This is a genomic window from Buchnera aphidicola (Nurudea shiraii), assembly GCA_039829955.1.
GTDB lineage: Bacteria > Pseudomonadota > Gammaproteobacteria > Enterobacterales > Enterobacteriaceae > Buchnera_B > Buchnera_B aphidicola_AY.
The window spans coordinates 165455-180585 of sequence record CP140035.1; the positions used below are offsets into that span (position 1 = coordinate 165455).

Genomic DNA, 15131 nt, shown 5'->3' on the forward strand with positions numbered 1-15131 from the left:
TACATTTTTAATAATTTTGTGAGAAAAGATGTGTCAGTTTTTAAATCGATTTTGTTATTATGTATTGTTTTTTTTTGTGCCGCAATTATGAGTATATTTGAGCGTAGAATACTAGGTTTATTGCAAAATCGTTATGGACCTAATAGAGTTGGATGGCATGGGATATTACAAATAGTTGCAGATATGATTAAAATACTTTTTAAGGAAGATTGGATTCCTATATTTAGTAAAAGAGTAGTGTTTGTTTTATCTCCGATTTTTGGATTTATTTGTTTATTACTAGTTATGGCAATAATACCGTTTAGTCACGATTTTGTATTAATAGATTTAAACATAGGTATTTTATTTTTCTTAATGATGGCGTCTTTGTCAGTATATTCCGTACTATTCGCGGGTTGGTCTAGTAACAATAAGTATGCATTGTTAGGAGCTATTCGCGCTACAGCACAAACTTTGTCTTATGAGATTTTTTTAGGACTTTCTTTAATGGGAGTAGTAGCTCGCGCACAATCGTTTAATGTAATTGATATTGTTAATAGTCAAGTTTCCATATGGAATTGCGTTCCTCAATTTTTTGGATTAATAACGTTTTTGATAGCAGGTTTGGCACTATGTCATCGACATCCTTTTGATCAACCTGAATCTGAACAAGAATTAGCAGATGGCTATCATATTGAGTATTCAGGAATGAAATTTGGTTTGTTTTTTATTGGTGAATATATCTCTATTATAGTAATTTCTAGTTTAATTGTAACTATGTTTTTTGGAGGGTGGTTGGGATTTGGATTTTCTTCAATAATCTGGTTTCTTTTAAAAACTGTGGTTTTTATATTTTTTTTCATTTTAATTAGAGCTTCTTTACCTAGGCCTCGTTATGATAAAATAATATTATTTGGGTGGAAATTTTGCTTTCCTTTAACTTTGATAAATTTAGTTTGTACTGCTGCTTTTATATTATGTAACGTTTAGTAAAGGATTAATGATATGAGAATTTCAGAAGTAGTATATTTTTTGTTTAGTCAAATTCGAAGTATTTGGTTAACTTTTACTAATATTTTTTCAAAGCGAGAAACGATAATGTATCCAGAACAACCTATTTATCTCCCTCCAAGGTATAGAGGTCGTATTATATTATCGCGTACTACAAAAGGAGAGGAACGATGTGTAGCTTGCAATTTATGTGCAGTAGTGTGTCCTGTGGATTGTATTTCGTTGAAAAAGTCTACTTTAAAATCTGATAATCGTTGGTATCCAAAATTTTTTCGTATTAATTTCTCTCGATGTATATTTTGTGGATTATGTGAAGAAGCTTGTCCAACTGCTGCTATTCAATTAATTCCTGATTTTGAACTTTCAGAATACAATAGGCAAGATTTAGTATATGAAAAGGAGGATTTATTAATTTCAGGACCTGGAAAGTATTCTGATTATAATTTTTATAATTTTTCAGGTGTTAACATTCAAGGAAAAGAGAAAGGTGATTTAGATTATGAACGTAATCCTATTGATGTTAAAACGTTATTACCTTGAGGAGTATTGACGTGGAATTATCTTTTTATAGTTTTGGATTAATGTCAGTTATATTTACTATATTTTCAATTTTTAGCAAAAATCCAATGTATTCGTTAATTTTTTTGATAGCATCTTTTTTATCTACATCAGGTGTTTTTTTTTCATTGGGAGCGTTTTTTGCAGCGGCGTTAGAAGTAATAATTTATGCTGGTGCTATAATGGTTTTGTTTGTATTTGTTATTATGATGTTTAATTTTAAAAATTCTACTTCTTGCTCTATAGCATTTAATCTGCCATTTGTTAAATTGATAATGATAATTACATTTTTTATGATATCATTCTGTGGTTTATTTTTTTTATTATATAATTTAAATAGTCAATATATATTTAATGTGGTTATTAATACACGCGAGATAGGAATAAAATTGTTTCAAGATTATGTTTTAATTATTGAATTAATATCAATGTTGTTATTAACTGCGTTAGTAGTAGCGTGTCATATTGGAAGAGAAAAAAAATAATGTGAATAGTTTTATTTATTTTAGGATTAGCTTTTATGATTTCTTTATTTCATGGTCTAATTTTATCTTCAATTTTATTAATGTTAGGTTTTTTGTCTTTAATAATTCATAAAAACCTTTTATTTATGTTAATTAGTTTAGAAATTATGATTAATGCAGTGTCTCTAGCATTAGTAACAGTAGGTAGTTATTGGAATCAGGTAGATGGACAGATAATGTATATTTTGATTTTGACTGTGGGTGCTTCGGAGTCAGGAATAGGACTGGCACTTTTAATTCAATGTTATCGAAAACTTAAAACTTTAGATGTTGATAAGTTAAGTGAGATGCATGGATGAATATTATTTATATTATCACTTTACTTCCCTTAATTAGTTGTGTTGTATTACTTTTTTTTAAAAAATTCTTTACTGATTTCAAAGTTGTAATATTTTCGGTAGGATCTATTTTTGTATCTACATTGTTTTCAATATATTTAATTCAAGTTTTTTTTCATCAGAATGATGATGTGTACTTTAAGAAGTTATGGACTTTTATATATGTAGATAATTTTAAAATTAATTTTGGATATCTGATAGATGGTTTATCGCTTACCATGTTAATGATGACAACCTTTATAGGTTGTTTAGTTCATCTATTTTCTTCTTGGTATATGAGATTTAAAACTGGGTTATCAAATTTTTTTGCGTATATGAATTTATTCATTTTTAGTATGATTGTATTAATATTATCAGATAATTTAGCATTTATGTTTTTGGGATGGGAGGGAGTGGGTGTATGTTCTTATTTATTGGTAGGATATTATTATAATAATATTAATGCTAGTTATGCTGCTTTAAAGGGATTTATTATTACTAGAATTGGAGATGTTTTTTTATTATTGTCAATATTTTTTATTTATAAAGAATTTGGTACTACGAATTTTGAAGAGCTAAAATTAATTTTAAAAATGTCTACAATAGATGAACATATAGTATCATTAAAGTTAATTACTCTTTTTCTATTATTCGGAGCTATAGGAAAGTCTGCTCAAATTCCATTACATACGTGGTTAGTAGATGCTATGAAAGGTCCAACTCCAGTATCTGCGTTAATACATTCTGCTACTATGGTAACTTCTGGAGTTTATTTAATTGCAAGAACTCATTTTTTATTTTCTCTGAATCCAGAAGTATTGTATATTTTGGGAATAATAGGTAGTTTAACAATAATAATATCCTGTTTTTCAGCATTAGTTCAAACTGATATAAAGCGTATATTAGCGTATTCTACGATGAGTCAAATAGGCTATATGTTTATTGCGTTAAGTATGCAAAATTGGATAATTGCTATTAAGCATTTAGTATCGCATGCATTTTTTAAAGCGTTAATGTTTCTTGCTTCTGGTTCTATCATTATTTTATCGAAGAATGAAAGAAATATTTTTAAAATTAGTGGGTTAAAATTTCAAGTTCCTTTAATAATATATATATCTTTTTTAGTAGGAGGAGCTTCTCTCGCTTCATTTCCATTTGTTACGTCAGGATTTTATACTAAGGAAAGTATTTTGTTGTTTGCTTGGGAAAACAATTTCTTATTTTTTTTCGTAATTAGTATTTTAGGCTTATTATTGACTACAATATATACATTTAGAATGATTTTTGTAGTTTTTCAGAAATGTAGAAAAAAAAATTATATGTCTCTTAGAGAGATGAATCATAATTTACCTTTAATTTTATTAATGATATTTTCTACTTTTATTGAGTCTTATATAACTTTCCCACTATCTCATGTTTTTTCAGAACAAGAAGAAAGTGCGTACTCTAATTTTTATTTGACAATGATATGCAGTTGCATATCCTTTTTTGGTATATTTCTATCATATTATTTATGGGTAGTGAATACGAGAATAATTAGCAATATTTTATATACTAAAATAGGAATTTTTGTCAATCGATTTTTCTTTAATGCTTGGGGATTTGATTATATATACAATTTGTTGTTTGTACAGCCGTATCTTTACATTTCTAAATGTTTAATATGTGATCCTATTGGAAGTATTTTAAATTATTCTAAAAATTTATTTCATGTTTTTTATCGTTTTCATATTTATATATATAATGGACATCTACGAGTGCATTTGTTATGGATAATCGTTGGATGTGTTATGTCTTTAACAACTACATTTTTTTAAATTAATAAGTCAAATTTATGTAGTGTTTCAGGTAGTAACTAAAATTAATTATTTATTTTATAAATTTATTGTTAATTTTTTTTAAATAAGTGAACTGAAATTAGGAATATAATTAGCATGATACTACCTATCTTTATTATAATTCCATTTTTAGGTGGAATTATATGTTGGTCTTTAGATCAGTATGGTATAAAAATTTCTCATTACATTGCATTGATATTTTCAAGTATATTATTTTTACTGTCTTTTTCACTTTTGTTTTATGATTTAACAATTTTTGTTTCTCATTCATATGAATCTTGTTGGAATTTTGAATATGAAATTCCTTGGATGCCAAGGTTTGGAATTTCTTTTCATTTAGCCGCTGATAGTTTATCGATTTTAATGTTAGTTTTAACTAGTTTTTTAGGAATAGTATCGATTTTGTGTTCTTGGAATAAAATTAAAAAAAAAATTGGATTTTTTTATTTAAATTTATTATGGATTTTAAGTTTTTCTATAGGAATTTTTCTTTCTGTTGATCTTTTTTTATTTTTCTTTTTTTGGGAAATAATAATTTTTCCATTGTATTTTTCAGTTATATTATGGGGATATAAGATTGATAATAAAAGTACATGTTTAAAGCGATATTCAGCTGCGAACAAATTTTTTGTATATTCTCAATTGTCTGGTTTAATTTTATTATTTTCTATATTACTATTAGTTTATTCTTGTTATATGTCTACTAATGTTTTGAGTTTTAATTATGATATTTTGAAACATGTATCTTTAAATTTATGTATGGAAACTTATATTATGATAGGTTTCTTTTTAGCTTTTTCCATTAAAATACCTATTGTTCCTTTTCACAGTTGGCTTCCGGATTTTCATACATATTCGCCTATATTAGGTTCTCTAGATATTTCTGGAATTTTGTTGAAAACAGCTATTTACTCCTTATTGCGATTTAACATTGTTCTTTTTCCACATGCTTCAGCTAATTTTTCATTTGCTTTTATGTGTTTAGGAGTTGTTACTATTTTTTATTCTATATTCGTAGCGTTTTCTCAAACTGATATTAAACGTTTAATTGCTTACATGTCTATATCTCATACGGGTATGTCTTTAATTGCTATCTTTAGTGCTAGTCAAATAGCATATCAAGGAGTGATAATTCATCTTATTTCTTACGCTATTTCTACTTCTGCTTTATATTGCCTTGTAGGTCAGTTATTTGAGAGGACTTATACCCGTGATATGAATAACATGGGTGGCTTATGGTCTAAAATTAATTGGATACCTAGCTTTTCTTTATTTTTTTCAATAGCAAGCTTAGGAATTCCGGGAACAGGTAATTTTGTTGGAGAATTCATGATATTTCTTGGAGCATTTAGTAATAATATGTTATTAGTTATTATATCTTCTTTTTCTTTAGTTTTTACAGCATTATGTGCATTAATTATGATACAAAGAACGTATTTCGGGTCTTGTTTTCAACAAGATATAATAGTTAATTTGAAACCTGTTTCTTTCCGAGAAATTTTTATTTTAATATTATTATTAATAATTTTACTTCTAATTGGAGTTTTTCCAAGTACAATTTTAAGAATATCTGAAATTCCTTTAAATAATATTCGAACTGTTTTTTTTAATTTTATTTCAATTGCAAGGTTATAATTTTCGATGATAATTAATTCAGAACAGTTAGTAGTTTTATGCCCATTATTTATTTTATTATTAACTGTAACAACGATACTTTTATCTATTTCATATTATCGTGATCATTTTTTTATTTTTTTATGTTCTATTTTAGGATTAATATTTTCTTTATTTTCTTTGTATATAATTAAAAATATTATACCTATAGACATCACTATTCTGTTTCATGTAGATAAGTATTCTTTATTATATATTTCGATAGTTATTTTATCGAGTATTTTTTCTTGTATGTTTTCATATTTTCAGTTAAAAAATTTTTATGGAAAGTGTGAAGAATTTTATTTGTTATTATTACTTTCTACGATTGGTTGCATTGTATTAATTATTTCTAACCATATGTTTTCTTTGTTTATTGGAATGGAATTAATATTTTTGCCTACTTTAGGACTTATTTCATATTCATATGACAAAAAGTATTCTTTAGAAGCAACTTTAAAATATATGATTTTATCTTGTTCAATATCGGTATTAGCATTGTTCGGAATTTCTTTAATATATTCTATTTCAGGTAGTTTAACGTTTTGTAGTTTAATATATGAATTAGTATCCTCTGTTTCGCATTCAAATAGTATTTTATTGTGTGGTTTAGGATTAGTTATTTTAGCTTTTTTATTTAAGTTATCTATATTTCCGTTTCATATTTGGATTGTGGATGTTTACGAGGGAACTCAATCATCAATATTAATGTATTTTTCTACTGCAATAAAAATCGCAGTATTTAGTTTATTTTTTAAAATATTTGTTTTTTTAGCATATTTTCATGTGGAATTCTTTAATGTTTTGTTGAAATATCTGTCATGTTTATCTATTTTATTTGGAAGTATAATGGCTTTATTTCAAACTAATTTAAAAAGATTTTTAGGATATTCATCTATTTCTCAATTTGGATATGTATTGATACCATTGTTATCTTCTCAAAATTTTAATTTTGCTTTAGAGGCTACTGGAATATATTTAATAGGTTATTTTTTGTCTAGTATGGGTGTTTTTGGAATAATGAGTCTTTTATTTGATTCAAATAATAAGCATAAATGTGACTTGATTGATTTTTATAGTGGATTATTCTGGAAAAGTCCAATTTTAGCAGGCATTTTTAGCGTAGTGTTATTTTCTTTTTCTGGACTTCCTATAACTGTTGGTTTTTTTGGTAAATTTTATTTATTATCAATAATTATAAAAGAACATTTTTGGTTTTTAGGTATCGTGTTTTGTATAGGATCTATTTTAAGTATATATTCGTATCTTAAAATAGTTACGCGTTTATATATATGTCCTGGAAAGAATGTTCTTTATAGAGAGAAGATAATTGTAAATGTTAATAGAAAAAAGTATGTATTATTTTTGTTAGCGATATCTTTTTTAATATTAATGTTAGGAATTTATCCTAGTATGATAATTAACATAATTTCTATGTCTGAACCTACTTTATTTGTTAAGATTTAGTAATTTTATTTTATGTATAGAGGAAAATATTATTAAAATTTTTCTTTGTTTTTACATTAAATTGTACATTTTAACATTTAAAACTTTATTTTAGTATAATGTTTTAATAAAATATTTAATTATTGATTCTTATTAGGAAAAGCTTGAATATATAATATATGAATAAAAATATGATGAAATCTTTTTATGAATGGATAAATTATATTCAAAAGTTTAATTTAGATACGCAAAAAAGTAATTTTAAAAATGTTACTTATGTTGCTAAAAAATTAGGAATATCAAAATTAAATACATTTATTTATATAGTAGGAGGAACTAATGGAAAAGGAACAACATGCTATGTATTAGAGACGATATTGCTGAAACATGGATATAAAGTGGGACTATATACTTCTCCACATTTACTTCGTTATACTGAGAGAATACGCATTAATGGATGTGAATTAAATAAAAGTTTATATGTCGCTTCTTTTATTGATATTGAACGTGTTCGTGGTGCGTTGCCTTTAACTTGTTATGATTTTATGACTTTATCTGCTTTATATTTATTTAAAAATAGTCAATTAGATGTAGTTATTTTAGAAGTTGGATTAGGTGGAAGATTCGATGCTACAAATATTGTTACTCCTAATATTTCTGTTATTACCAATGTAGATTTAGATCATATAGATATATTAGGAAGTAATAGACATTTGATTAGCATGGAAAAAATTGGAATTTTAAGAAATAATAAAATAGCAATAATTTCTGAAAAAAAACTACCTAAAATTGCAAAAAAAATCATTAAAAAAAATAAAGTAAAAGTTAGATTGGTAAATCGAGATTGGTTTTATAAAAAGTATGACACTACGTGGTCGTTTATTAATAATGATTATTATTGTTTAAATCTACCTCTTCCACAAGTTCCTCTAATAAATGTTGCTACCGCGTTAGCAGCTGTTTCTGAATCTAAAATTTCTTTAAAAAATTTTATTATTAAAAATTGTCTTAAAAATTTTTTTATTCCTGGACGGTTTCAAATAGTATCTTGTTATCCGAAGATTATTTTAGATGTAGCACATAATGGTCATGCTGCGAATTATTTGCTAAAAAAATTAGTTAACATGAAAAGAATTGGAAAAATATATGTTATAATAGGAGTACTAAGAGAAAAAAATATATTTAAAATTATAACTCCATTAATTTCAATAATAGATTTTTGGTATTGTGTTAAATTAAAAACACATCGTAGTATTAATCCTGAAGAAATGGCACAATATTTACCAAATAATTCTTATGAAGTATGTGTAAGTCTTGAAGATGCTTGGAATAAAGTTCAGGGTTTTGTAAATGTTAATGACATTATTTTAATATACGGATCTTTTTTTGCAGTGAGAGAAATGTACAAAATTTTAAAAATTTAAAAAACTTACAATAAGTTTTCTACTTTATAAAAAAATTAAATCTATAATGAATATCATAGACTATGTTTCGATAATAATAATTTTTGCTTCTGCTGCTATAAGTTTTTTCCGTGGATTTTTTCAAGAAATTATATCTATTTTTATGTGGTTTATAGGAATATATACTTACATTAAATATTATTATATATTTTCGTTTTTTTCAGTTTATATTAATAATAAGATTATTAAATGTATAGTTAACTTTTTGTTTTTTTTCACTTTATTTTTAGTAATTAAATCTATATTAAGTTATTTAGTAGCTATTTTTATTAAACAGTTTCATCTTTTTTTTATAAATCAAATATTGGGAATATTATTTGGAATTATAAGAGGTGTTTTTATTATTTGTGCAGTTTTGTTTTTTTTAGAATTTTCATCTAAATTTATAAATAGTATGAGTTTTAAAAGTTCATTATTAATTCCTTATTATAATTATTTTACAAGAATATTTTTAAAATTCTTCATAAAAAATATTTTTATGTAAGAAATTCAGTTAATATAAATATTTTTATAAAATAAAGGTACTTATATAATATTTAGACAAAATTTATTTTTTAAATGTTTTGAGTACAGTAAATGTGTATTTATTGCACTCAAAATATTATAAATTTTAAAATTTTACACGTTAGTGTTCAAACATAGCAGATATTGATTCTTCATTACTGATTCTTCTGATAGCTTCTGATAACATTCCAGATAATGTTAGCGTCCTTACATTAGAAAGCGTTTTAATATTTTTTAACAATGGAATTGTATCACAAACTATGACCTCATCAATGGTAGAATTTTTTAAATTTTCTGCAGCATTTCCTGAAAAAATGGGATGTGTTGCGTAAGCGAATACTCTTTTAGCTCCTCTTTCTTTCAGAGCTTCAGAAGCTTTGCATAATGTTCCTCCAGTATCAATCATATCATCTACTAAAATACAATCACGATTATCAACATCTCCAATGATATGCATAACTTGTGATACATTCGTATTTGGTCGTCTTTTATCGATAATAGCCATGTCTGTGTCATGTAATAATTTTGCAATCGCTCTAGCTCGCACTACTCCTCCTATATCTGGAGAAACAACTATAGGGTTCTTAAGATCAATTTGTAACATATCTTCTAATAAAATTAAACTTCCAAATACGTTATCTACAGGAACATCGAAGAATCCTTGAATTTGCTCAGCATGTAAATCTACTGTAAGTACTCTATCTATACCAATACTGGAAAAAATATCTGCTATTACTTTTGAAGTAATAGGAACTCGAGCTGAACGTACTCTACGATCTTGTCTAGCATACCCAAAATAAGGGATTACAGCTGTAATTCTTCCTGCAGATGCTCTTCTTAAAGCGTCAACCATGACTATCAGTTCCATAAGGTTATCATTTGTAGGATAACATGTTGATTGAATGATAAATACATCATTTCCACGAACGTTTTCGTTAATTTGAACGCTAGTTTCACCATCACTAAATTTCCCTATTGATGCATTTCCTAAATTCATACAAAGTTTAGTAGCGATAGATTGTGCTAAATTGGGTACTGAATTTCCAGAAAATAGTTTCATATCGGACATAAAATAGCCTTAGTATTTAAGATATATCTTCAAATTTATAGAGTATTAAAATTTTATGTAATAACTTCCTTAACATTATCGCAATTGTTTGTGTAATATAGAAGTGTTGGTACTTTTTGTAACGAATCCATATATATTAGGTGGTAATATAGAAAGAATTTCTTTTGCTTGTTGTTCTGAATTGAATTCAGAAAATACACATGATCCTGTTCCTGTTATACGAGAAGGTGCATATTGAGATAACCATGTAATTAAAGTATTAATTTTAAAAAATTTTTTTTTACAAGGTGTTCGAAATCATTTTTAAATGGAATAGATAATAAGGAATAAATATGTTTTTTGGAAGAGTTTTTTTTAAGTTTCAGGAAAGAAAAGATTTTTTTAGTAGAAATATTAATTTTTGGATAAGTTATTAAATACCATTTTCTCTCGACATGAATAGGATATAGTATATTTCCTGTTCCTTCTGCTAACGCTGTTTTTCCCATTATGAAAAGCGGAATATCAGATCCCAAACATTTTCCGAAATTAGCTAGTTGTGTTAATGTAAATTCTGTTTTCCATAGTTTATTTAATACTAGTAGTATGGTTGCAGCGTTTGAAGAACCCCCCCCTAATCCACCTCCTATAGGTATATTTTTTTTTATATAAATGTTAGCTCCTACTTTTTGAGAATAATTTTTTAGTATTTGTGCTTTTTTCTTAAGTAGTTTCGCTGCGCGAATTATTATGTTTTTCGAATTTGGTATGTTTGGTATACGTGTTAGTAGGTTGATATTTCCAAGTGTATTAGAAGATATATAAATTATATCTCCATAATTTAATAATTGAAAGAATGTTTGTATGTCGTGATAGCCATCAGAACGTAATTTTGTTACGTATAAAAAAAGATTAATTTTAGCGGGAGAGTGCCACCCAATAGTTTTCATTTGTTTTAAAGTCCAGTTATTAGTTTTTAATTTTAATATACTTTCTTTTATTATTAATTTTAATTTAATTACATATTGTGTTTTATATCGTGAGTTTTAAGTTTTTAACTGAATTGTGTAGATATAGTAGTTAAAGTTATTTTATGTTTATATTATTAAATATATATGTTTATTTTTAATTTATAGTAAGATAATTTGTTTTTGTAAAGGTAGTTATCAAAATTTTAGATTTTTGGAATTTAGATAGAATTTTTAATTATAAATTAATATTTGTGTTTCTGTTGTAGATGATTTTAAGAATTTTTTTAAAATATTGTTTTGAATTGCATTTAATAGATTAAATTTGTAAGTATCATTAAATATAATATAAAGGCATTTTAACTAAAGTTTGCAGACGTTTTATTTCAATTTAGAAAGAGTTATAAATATTTATTTTGTATTTTTGAGTTCTCAAATACTAGGAACTTTTGGTGTATTGTAGATGCTAATAGGATGTATGATATATAATAAAGCAATATTATAGTAAATAAAATTTCAAATTTTTTATTGAGTAAAGATATATTTATAGGATGTTTGAATATGGAGTTTGTTTGATAAGTTTTATAATTACTTAAAGTTGTTACATATAACTTGATTAAGAATAGTATTTAATAAATGTAATATATGTTATTAGTATTTCAATGAGACATTCTAGATTTAAAATAATTTATATTGATTTTAATAAGTATTATAAAATTTTTAAGGACGTTTTAGCAAAATATCAATTAATATAAGTTTTAATTAAAATTTTAGAACATTTAAAAATATAACACGTTTTTAAATTTGTAAAAACAAGTTGTTTATGTAATGTTTTATATAGGCTAATTGGGAGGTATATTGATTAATGAAAAATTCTATTTTGAAGAAATTAGAAATTTTACATGAGAGATATGAAAAATTAGAGTTAATGTTATCTGATGTTAATATCGTTTCTGATCAAAAAAAATTTCGTAAATTGTCTCAAGAATGTTTAAAGTTATCCAATATTAATAAATGTTTTGAAAGTTGGAAGGAGAATGAGAATAATAGAAAAAAAATTTCTTGTTTATTAAACGATCTTGAATTGCATGATATAGTTAGAGAAGAATTAAAAGTAGTTTTTTTGAAAAAAGTTGAGTTAGAGAGTAAACTACAAAAGTTGTTGTTACCTAGAGATCCTTTTGATAAAAATAGTTGTTTTATTGAAATAAAGGCGGCAACAGGTGGCAATGAAGCGGCTATATTTGCTGGAAATCTATTTAAAATGTATATTAGATATTCAGAAATTCGTCATTGGAAGACAGAGGTCATTAGTATGAATTATGGAGACAAAGGTGGATTTAAAGATATAGTGATCCAAATTACTGGAAAAGGAGTATGTTCAAGGTTAAAATTTGAATCTGGAGGTCATAGAGTACAGAGAGTTCCTAAAACAGAATCTCAAGGACGTGTACATACTTCAACATGTACAGTAGCTGTAATTCCTGTAATACCTCAAAAAGAACTGAAAAACATAAATTTGAATGATTTAAGAATTGACACTTTTAGATCTTCAGGAGCAGGTGGACAACATGTTAATACTACAGATTCTGCAATTAGAATAACTCATATTCCCACGGGTCACGTTGTTGAATGTCAGGATGAACGTTCTCAGCATAAGAATAAAACTAAAGCGTTATCTATTTTAGTTTCTAGAATTCAAGCAGAAGAATTTTCTAAACGTCAAAAAGAAGATTCGATTATGCGTCGTAGCTTATTTGGAAGTGGAATGCGTTCAGATAGAAATAGAACTTATAACTTTTCAAAAAATAGAGTAACTGATCACAGAATTAATTTAGTATTATATTCTTTAAGTGAAATATTAAGTGGAAAATTGGATTTGCTTATTGATCCTATTATTCAAGAATATCAAGCTAATTATTTATCAAATATTTCTAAAGATTTTTCAGTATAAATGAATATTAAATTGTGGTTAAATATAGCAGTATTAAAATTGAAGTTATCTGGATGTTGTAGTCCTAGACTAGATGCCGAGGTATTATTAAGTTTTGTTCTTAGAAAAGATGTTAGTTGGATAATTAGATATAGTTCTTTTAAAATACTTGGACATGATTTAAATAAGTTAAATAATTTATTAAAACGTAGATTAAATGGTGAACCTATTGCGTATTTAGTTAAAAAAAAAGAATTTTGGTCTTTGTCTTTTATTGTATCTAAGTTTACGTTAATACCTCGTCCAGAAACTGAAACGTTAGTTGAATGTACTTTAGAAAGATTAAATAATGCTAATTATATAGATATTTTAGATTTAGGAACAGGGTGTGGTTGTATAGCGCTAACATTAGCTAGTATGAATCCAAATTGTAATTTTATAGGAGTAGATTGTTCGAAAGAATCAATAGATGTAGCCAAAGAAAATGCAAGAGTTCTAAAATTTAAAAATGTTAAGTTTTTTCAGAGTTTTTGGTTTTCTCTTATTAAGAAAAATTTTGATGTTATTGTTAGTAATCCACCTTATATTAGTTTGAATGAAATAAGTGGTTTAGACAGAGAATTATTGTTTGAACCTTTTTTAGCGCTAATTTCTGCAGATGATGGATTAAGTTCTATTCATTATATAATAAAAAATTCTAGAAAATACTTAAGAAATATGGGATGGCTATTAATAGAACATAGTTGGATGCAAAGGTCACGTGTACAAAAATTGTTTAAAAAATATAATTTTACTAATATAATGACTTATCGAGATTATTCTGGTAATGATCGAGTTACAGTTGGACAGAAGATAGATTTAAAATGAGATTAATTGTTACATAATTATATATTGATATTGAAGAAATTATTATTTTTTAATAATATGATAGTTTTATATTGATATAAAATTAAATTTTTATGTTTTATTTTTTTTTGATATCACAATAAATGTTTATAAATGATTAATTAATTGGAAATTATATGACATCTTTTTTTGATTATAACGTTTCTAAGTCGCCTTTATGTGATTTTCTTGCAAATATATTGAGTCTTATTCGACCAGATTTTCCAACTCGTTTTGTGGTCAAGGAATTACAAAACAAGGTGGATGAAGCTGAATTGTACATAGCTACTGAAAAAGAAATATATTCTAAATTAAAAAAATTGATAGAATTATTTTATGGTCGTTGGAAATTTGGTGAAGCTACTGGAGTTTACAAATTATCTGATGTGTTATGGTTAGACAATGTTTTACAGACTCGAAAAGGTACCGCAGTATCGTTAGGAGTAATATTATTACATATTGCTCAAAAACTTTGTTTGCCTCTTATGCCTGTTATTTTTCCTACTCAACTTATTTTACGTGTAGATAAATTTGACAAAAGAATGTGGCTAATCAATCCGTTTAATGGAGAAACATTGGATGAGCATGTTTTAGAAGTATGGTTGAAGGGTAATATAAGTCCTACAGCAGAATTGTATAAAAATGATTTAAATAAAGTTAAACATGAAACAGTTATTCAAAAAATGCTTGACTCTTTAAAAAACGCTTTGATAGATGAAAAAAAAATGGAATTAGCTTTAAATGTTAGTAATGTATTATTAAAAATAAATCCTAATGATCCTTATGAAATACGCGACCGAGGATTAATATATGCTCAATTAGAATGTAATCATATTGCATTGACAGATTTAATTTATTTTGTAGAACATTGTCCCGAAGATCCTATTAGTGAAATAATAAAAGTTCATATTCATTCTATAAAAAAGAAGAACGTTGTTTTACATTGAAAGTTTTATGAAGAGACAACATTTTTATAGTTTTAACTTCATATTAAGTTATTTGAA

The 15131-nt window shown here is 25.5% G+C and carries 12 protein-coding genes and 1 pseudogene; 11 read left to right on the forward strand and 2 right to left on the reverse strand.

Annotation, left to right across the window (positions count from 1 at the left end; all coding sequences use genetic code 11):
- The first annotated feature begins 3 nt into the window (after window positions 1–3).
- From nuoH to folC, 8 genes are all read left to right on the forward strand, one after another.
- On the forward strand, window positions 4–969 hold the full coding sequence (nuoH, locus tag U0T63_00750) for an NADH-quinone oxidoreductase subunit NuoH (GenBank protein XBC39484.1): 966 nt from the start codon (window positions 4–6) through the stop codon (window positions 967–969).
- A gap of 15 nt (window positions 970–984) precedes the next feature.
- Entirely contained in the window at window positions 985–1530 is a 546-nt protein-coding gene (gene nuoI / locus U0T63_00755) for an NADH-quinone oxidoreductase subunit NuoI (GenBank protein ID XBC39373.1), read from the forward strand.
- Between the two features lie 11 nt (window positions 1531–1541).
- On the forward strand, window positions 1542–2033 hold the full coding sequence (locus U0T63_00760) for an NADH-quinone oxidoreductase subunit J (protein ID XBC39374.1): 492 nt from the start codon (window positions 1542–1544) through the stop codon (window positions 2031–2033).
- A gap of 35 nt (window positions 2034–2068) precedes the next feature.
- Window positions 2069–2371: an NADH-quinone oxidoreductase subunit NuoK gene (gene nuoK / locus U0T63_00765; protein ID XBC39375.1), complete on the forward strand. Its 303-nt coding sequence runs from the start codon at window positions 2069–2071 to the stop codon at window positions 2369–2371.
- A complete protein-coding gene (gene nuoL, locus U0T63_00770) occupies window positions 2368–4206 on the forward strand; it encodes an NADH-quinone oxidoreductase subunit L (GenBank protein ID XBC39376.1) in 1839 nt (612 codons plus the stop codon). Before nuoK ends, nuoL begins: the two co-directional genes overlap by 4 nt.
- A gap of 117 nt (window positions 4207–4323) precedes the next feature.
- The gene (locus U0T63_00775; GenBank protein ID XBC39377.1) at window positions 4324–5862 is read left to right on the forward strand and encodes an NADH-quinone oxidoreductase subunit M; all 1539 of its coding nucleotides are present in this window, start codon (window positions 4324–4326) and stop codon (window positions 5860–5862) included.
- A 6-nt stretch (window positions 5863–5868) separates the two neighbouring features.
- Window positions 5869–7347, forward strand: coding sequence for an NADH-quinone oxidoreductase subunit N (locus tag U0T63_00780; protein ID XBC39378.1), 1479 nt, complete (start codon window positions 5869–5871; stop codon window positions 7345–7347).
- A gap of 173 nt (window positions 7348–7520) precedes the next feature.
- Window positions 7521–8750, forward strand: a complete 1230-nt coding sequence (gene folC / locus U0T63_00785; GenBank protein ID XBC39379.1) for a bifunctional tetrahydrofolate synthase/dihydrofolate synthase — start codon at window positions 7521–7523, stop codon at window positions 8748–8750.
- 664 nt (window positions 8751–9414) lie between these two features.
- Here folC and U0T63_00790 read toward each other — a convergent pair.
- Together U0T63_00790 and ispE are read right to left on the reverse strand one after the other, a co-directional pair.
- Window positions 9415–10362: a ribose-phosphate pyrophosphokinase gene (locus U0T63_00790; protein ID XBC39380.1), complete on the reverse strand. Its 948-nt coding sequence runs from the start codon at window positions 10360–10362 to the stop codon at window positions 9415–9417.
- 75 nt (window positions 10363–10437) lie between these two features.
- Window positions 10438–11291: pseudogene (gene ispE, locus U0T63_00795) on the reverse strand (4-(cytidine 5'-diphospho)-2-C-methyl-D-erythritol kinase).
- A gap of 883 nt (window positions 11292–12174) precedes the next feature.
- On the opposite strand from ispE, the gene prfA reads away from it, so the two are divergent.
- The 3 genes from prfA (at window position 12175) to sirB1 (ending at window position 15074) form a co-directional block, all read left to right on the forward strand.
- Complete coding sequence (gene prfA, locus U0T63_00800; protein XBC39381.1) at window positions 12175–13263, forward strand: peptide chain release factor 1; 1089 nt, start codon at window positions 12175–12177, stop codon at window positions 13261–13263.
- Window positions 13264–14109: a peptide chain release factor N(5)-glutamine methyltransferase gene (gene prmC, locus U0T63_00805; GenBank protein ID XBC39382.1), complete on the forward strand. Its 846-nt coding sequence runs from the start codon at window positions 13264–13266 to the stop codon at window positions 14107–14109.
- A gap of 155 nt (window positions 14110–14264) precedes the next feature.
- Entirely contained in the window at window positions 14265–15074 is an 810-nt protein-coding gene (gene sirB1 / locus U0T63_00810) for an invasion regulator SirB1 (protein ID XBC39383.1), read from the forward strand.
- The last annotated feature ends 57 nt before the right edge of the window (window positions 15075–15131 follow it).

Excerpts from the sequence above, each read along its gene's own strand:
- nuoL (XBC39376.1), top strand. The coding sequence starts at position 2,368 with ATGAATATTATTTATATTATCACTTTACTTCCCTTAATTAGTTGTGTT.
- prfA (XBC39381.1), top strand. The coding sequence starts at position 12,175 with ATGAAAAATTCTATTTTGAAGAAATTAGAAATTTTACATGAGAGATAT.
- U0T63_00780 (XBC39378.1), top strand. The coding sequence starts at position 5,869 with ATGATAATTAATTCAGAACAGTTAGTAGTTTTATGCCCATTATTTATT.
- prmC (XBC39382.1), top strand. The coding sequence starts at position 13,264 with ATGAATATTAAATTGTGGTTAAATATAGCAGTATTAAAATTGAAGTTA.
- nuoI (XBC39373.1), top strand. The coding sequence starts at position 985 with ATGAGAATTTCAGAAGTAGTATATTTTTTGTTTAGTCAAATTCGAAGT.
- nuoK (XBC39375.1), top strand. The coding sequence starts at position 2,069 with ATGATTTCTTTATTTCATGGTCTAATTTTATCTTCAATTTTATTAATG.
- U0T63_00790 (XBC39380.1), bottom strand. The coding sequence starts at position 10,362 with ATGTCCGATATGAAACTATTTTCTGGAAATTCAGTACCCAATTTAGCA.
- U0T63_00775 (XBC39377.1), top strand. The coding sequence starts at position 4,324 with ATGATACTACCTATCTTTATTATAATTCCATTTTTAGGTGGAATTATA.
- sirB1 (XBC39383.1), top strand. The coding sequence starts at position 14,265 with ATGACATCTTTTTTTGATTATAACGTTTCTAAGTCGCCTTTATGTGAT.
- folC (XBC39379.1), top strand. The coding sequence starts at position 7,521 with ATGAAATCTTTTTATGAATGGATAAATTATATTCAAAAGTTTAATTTA.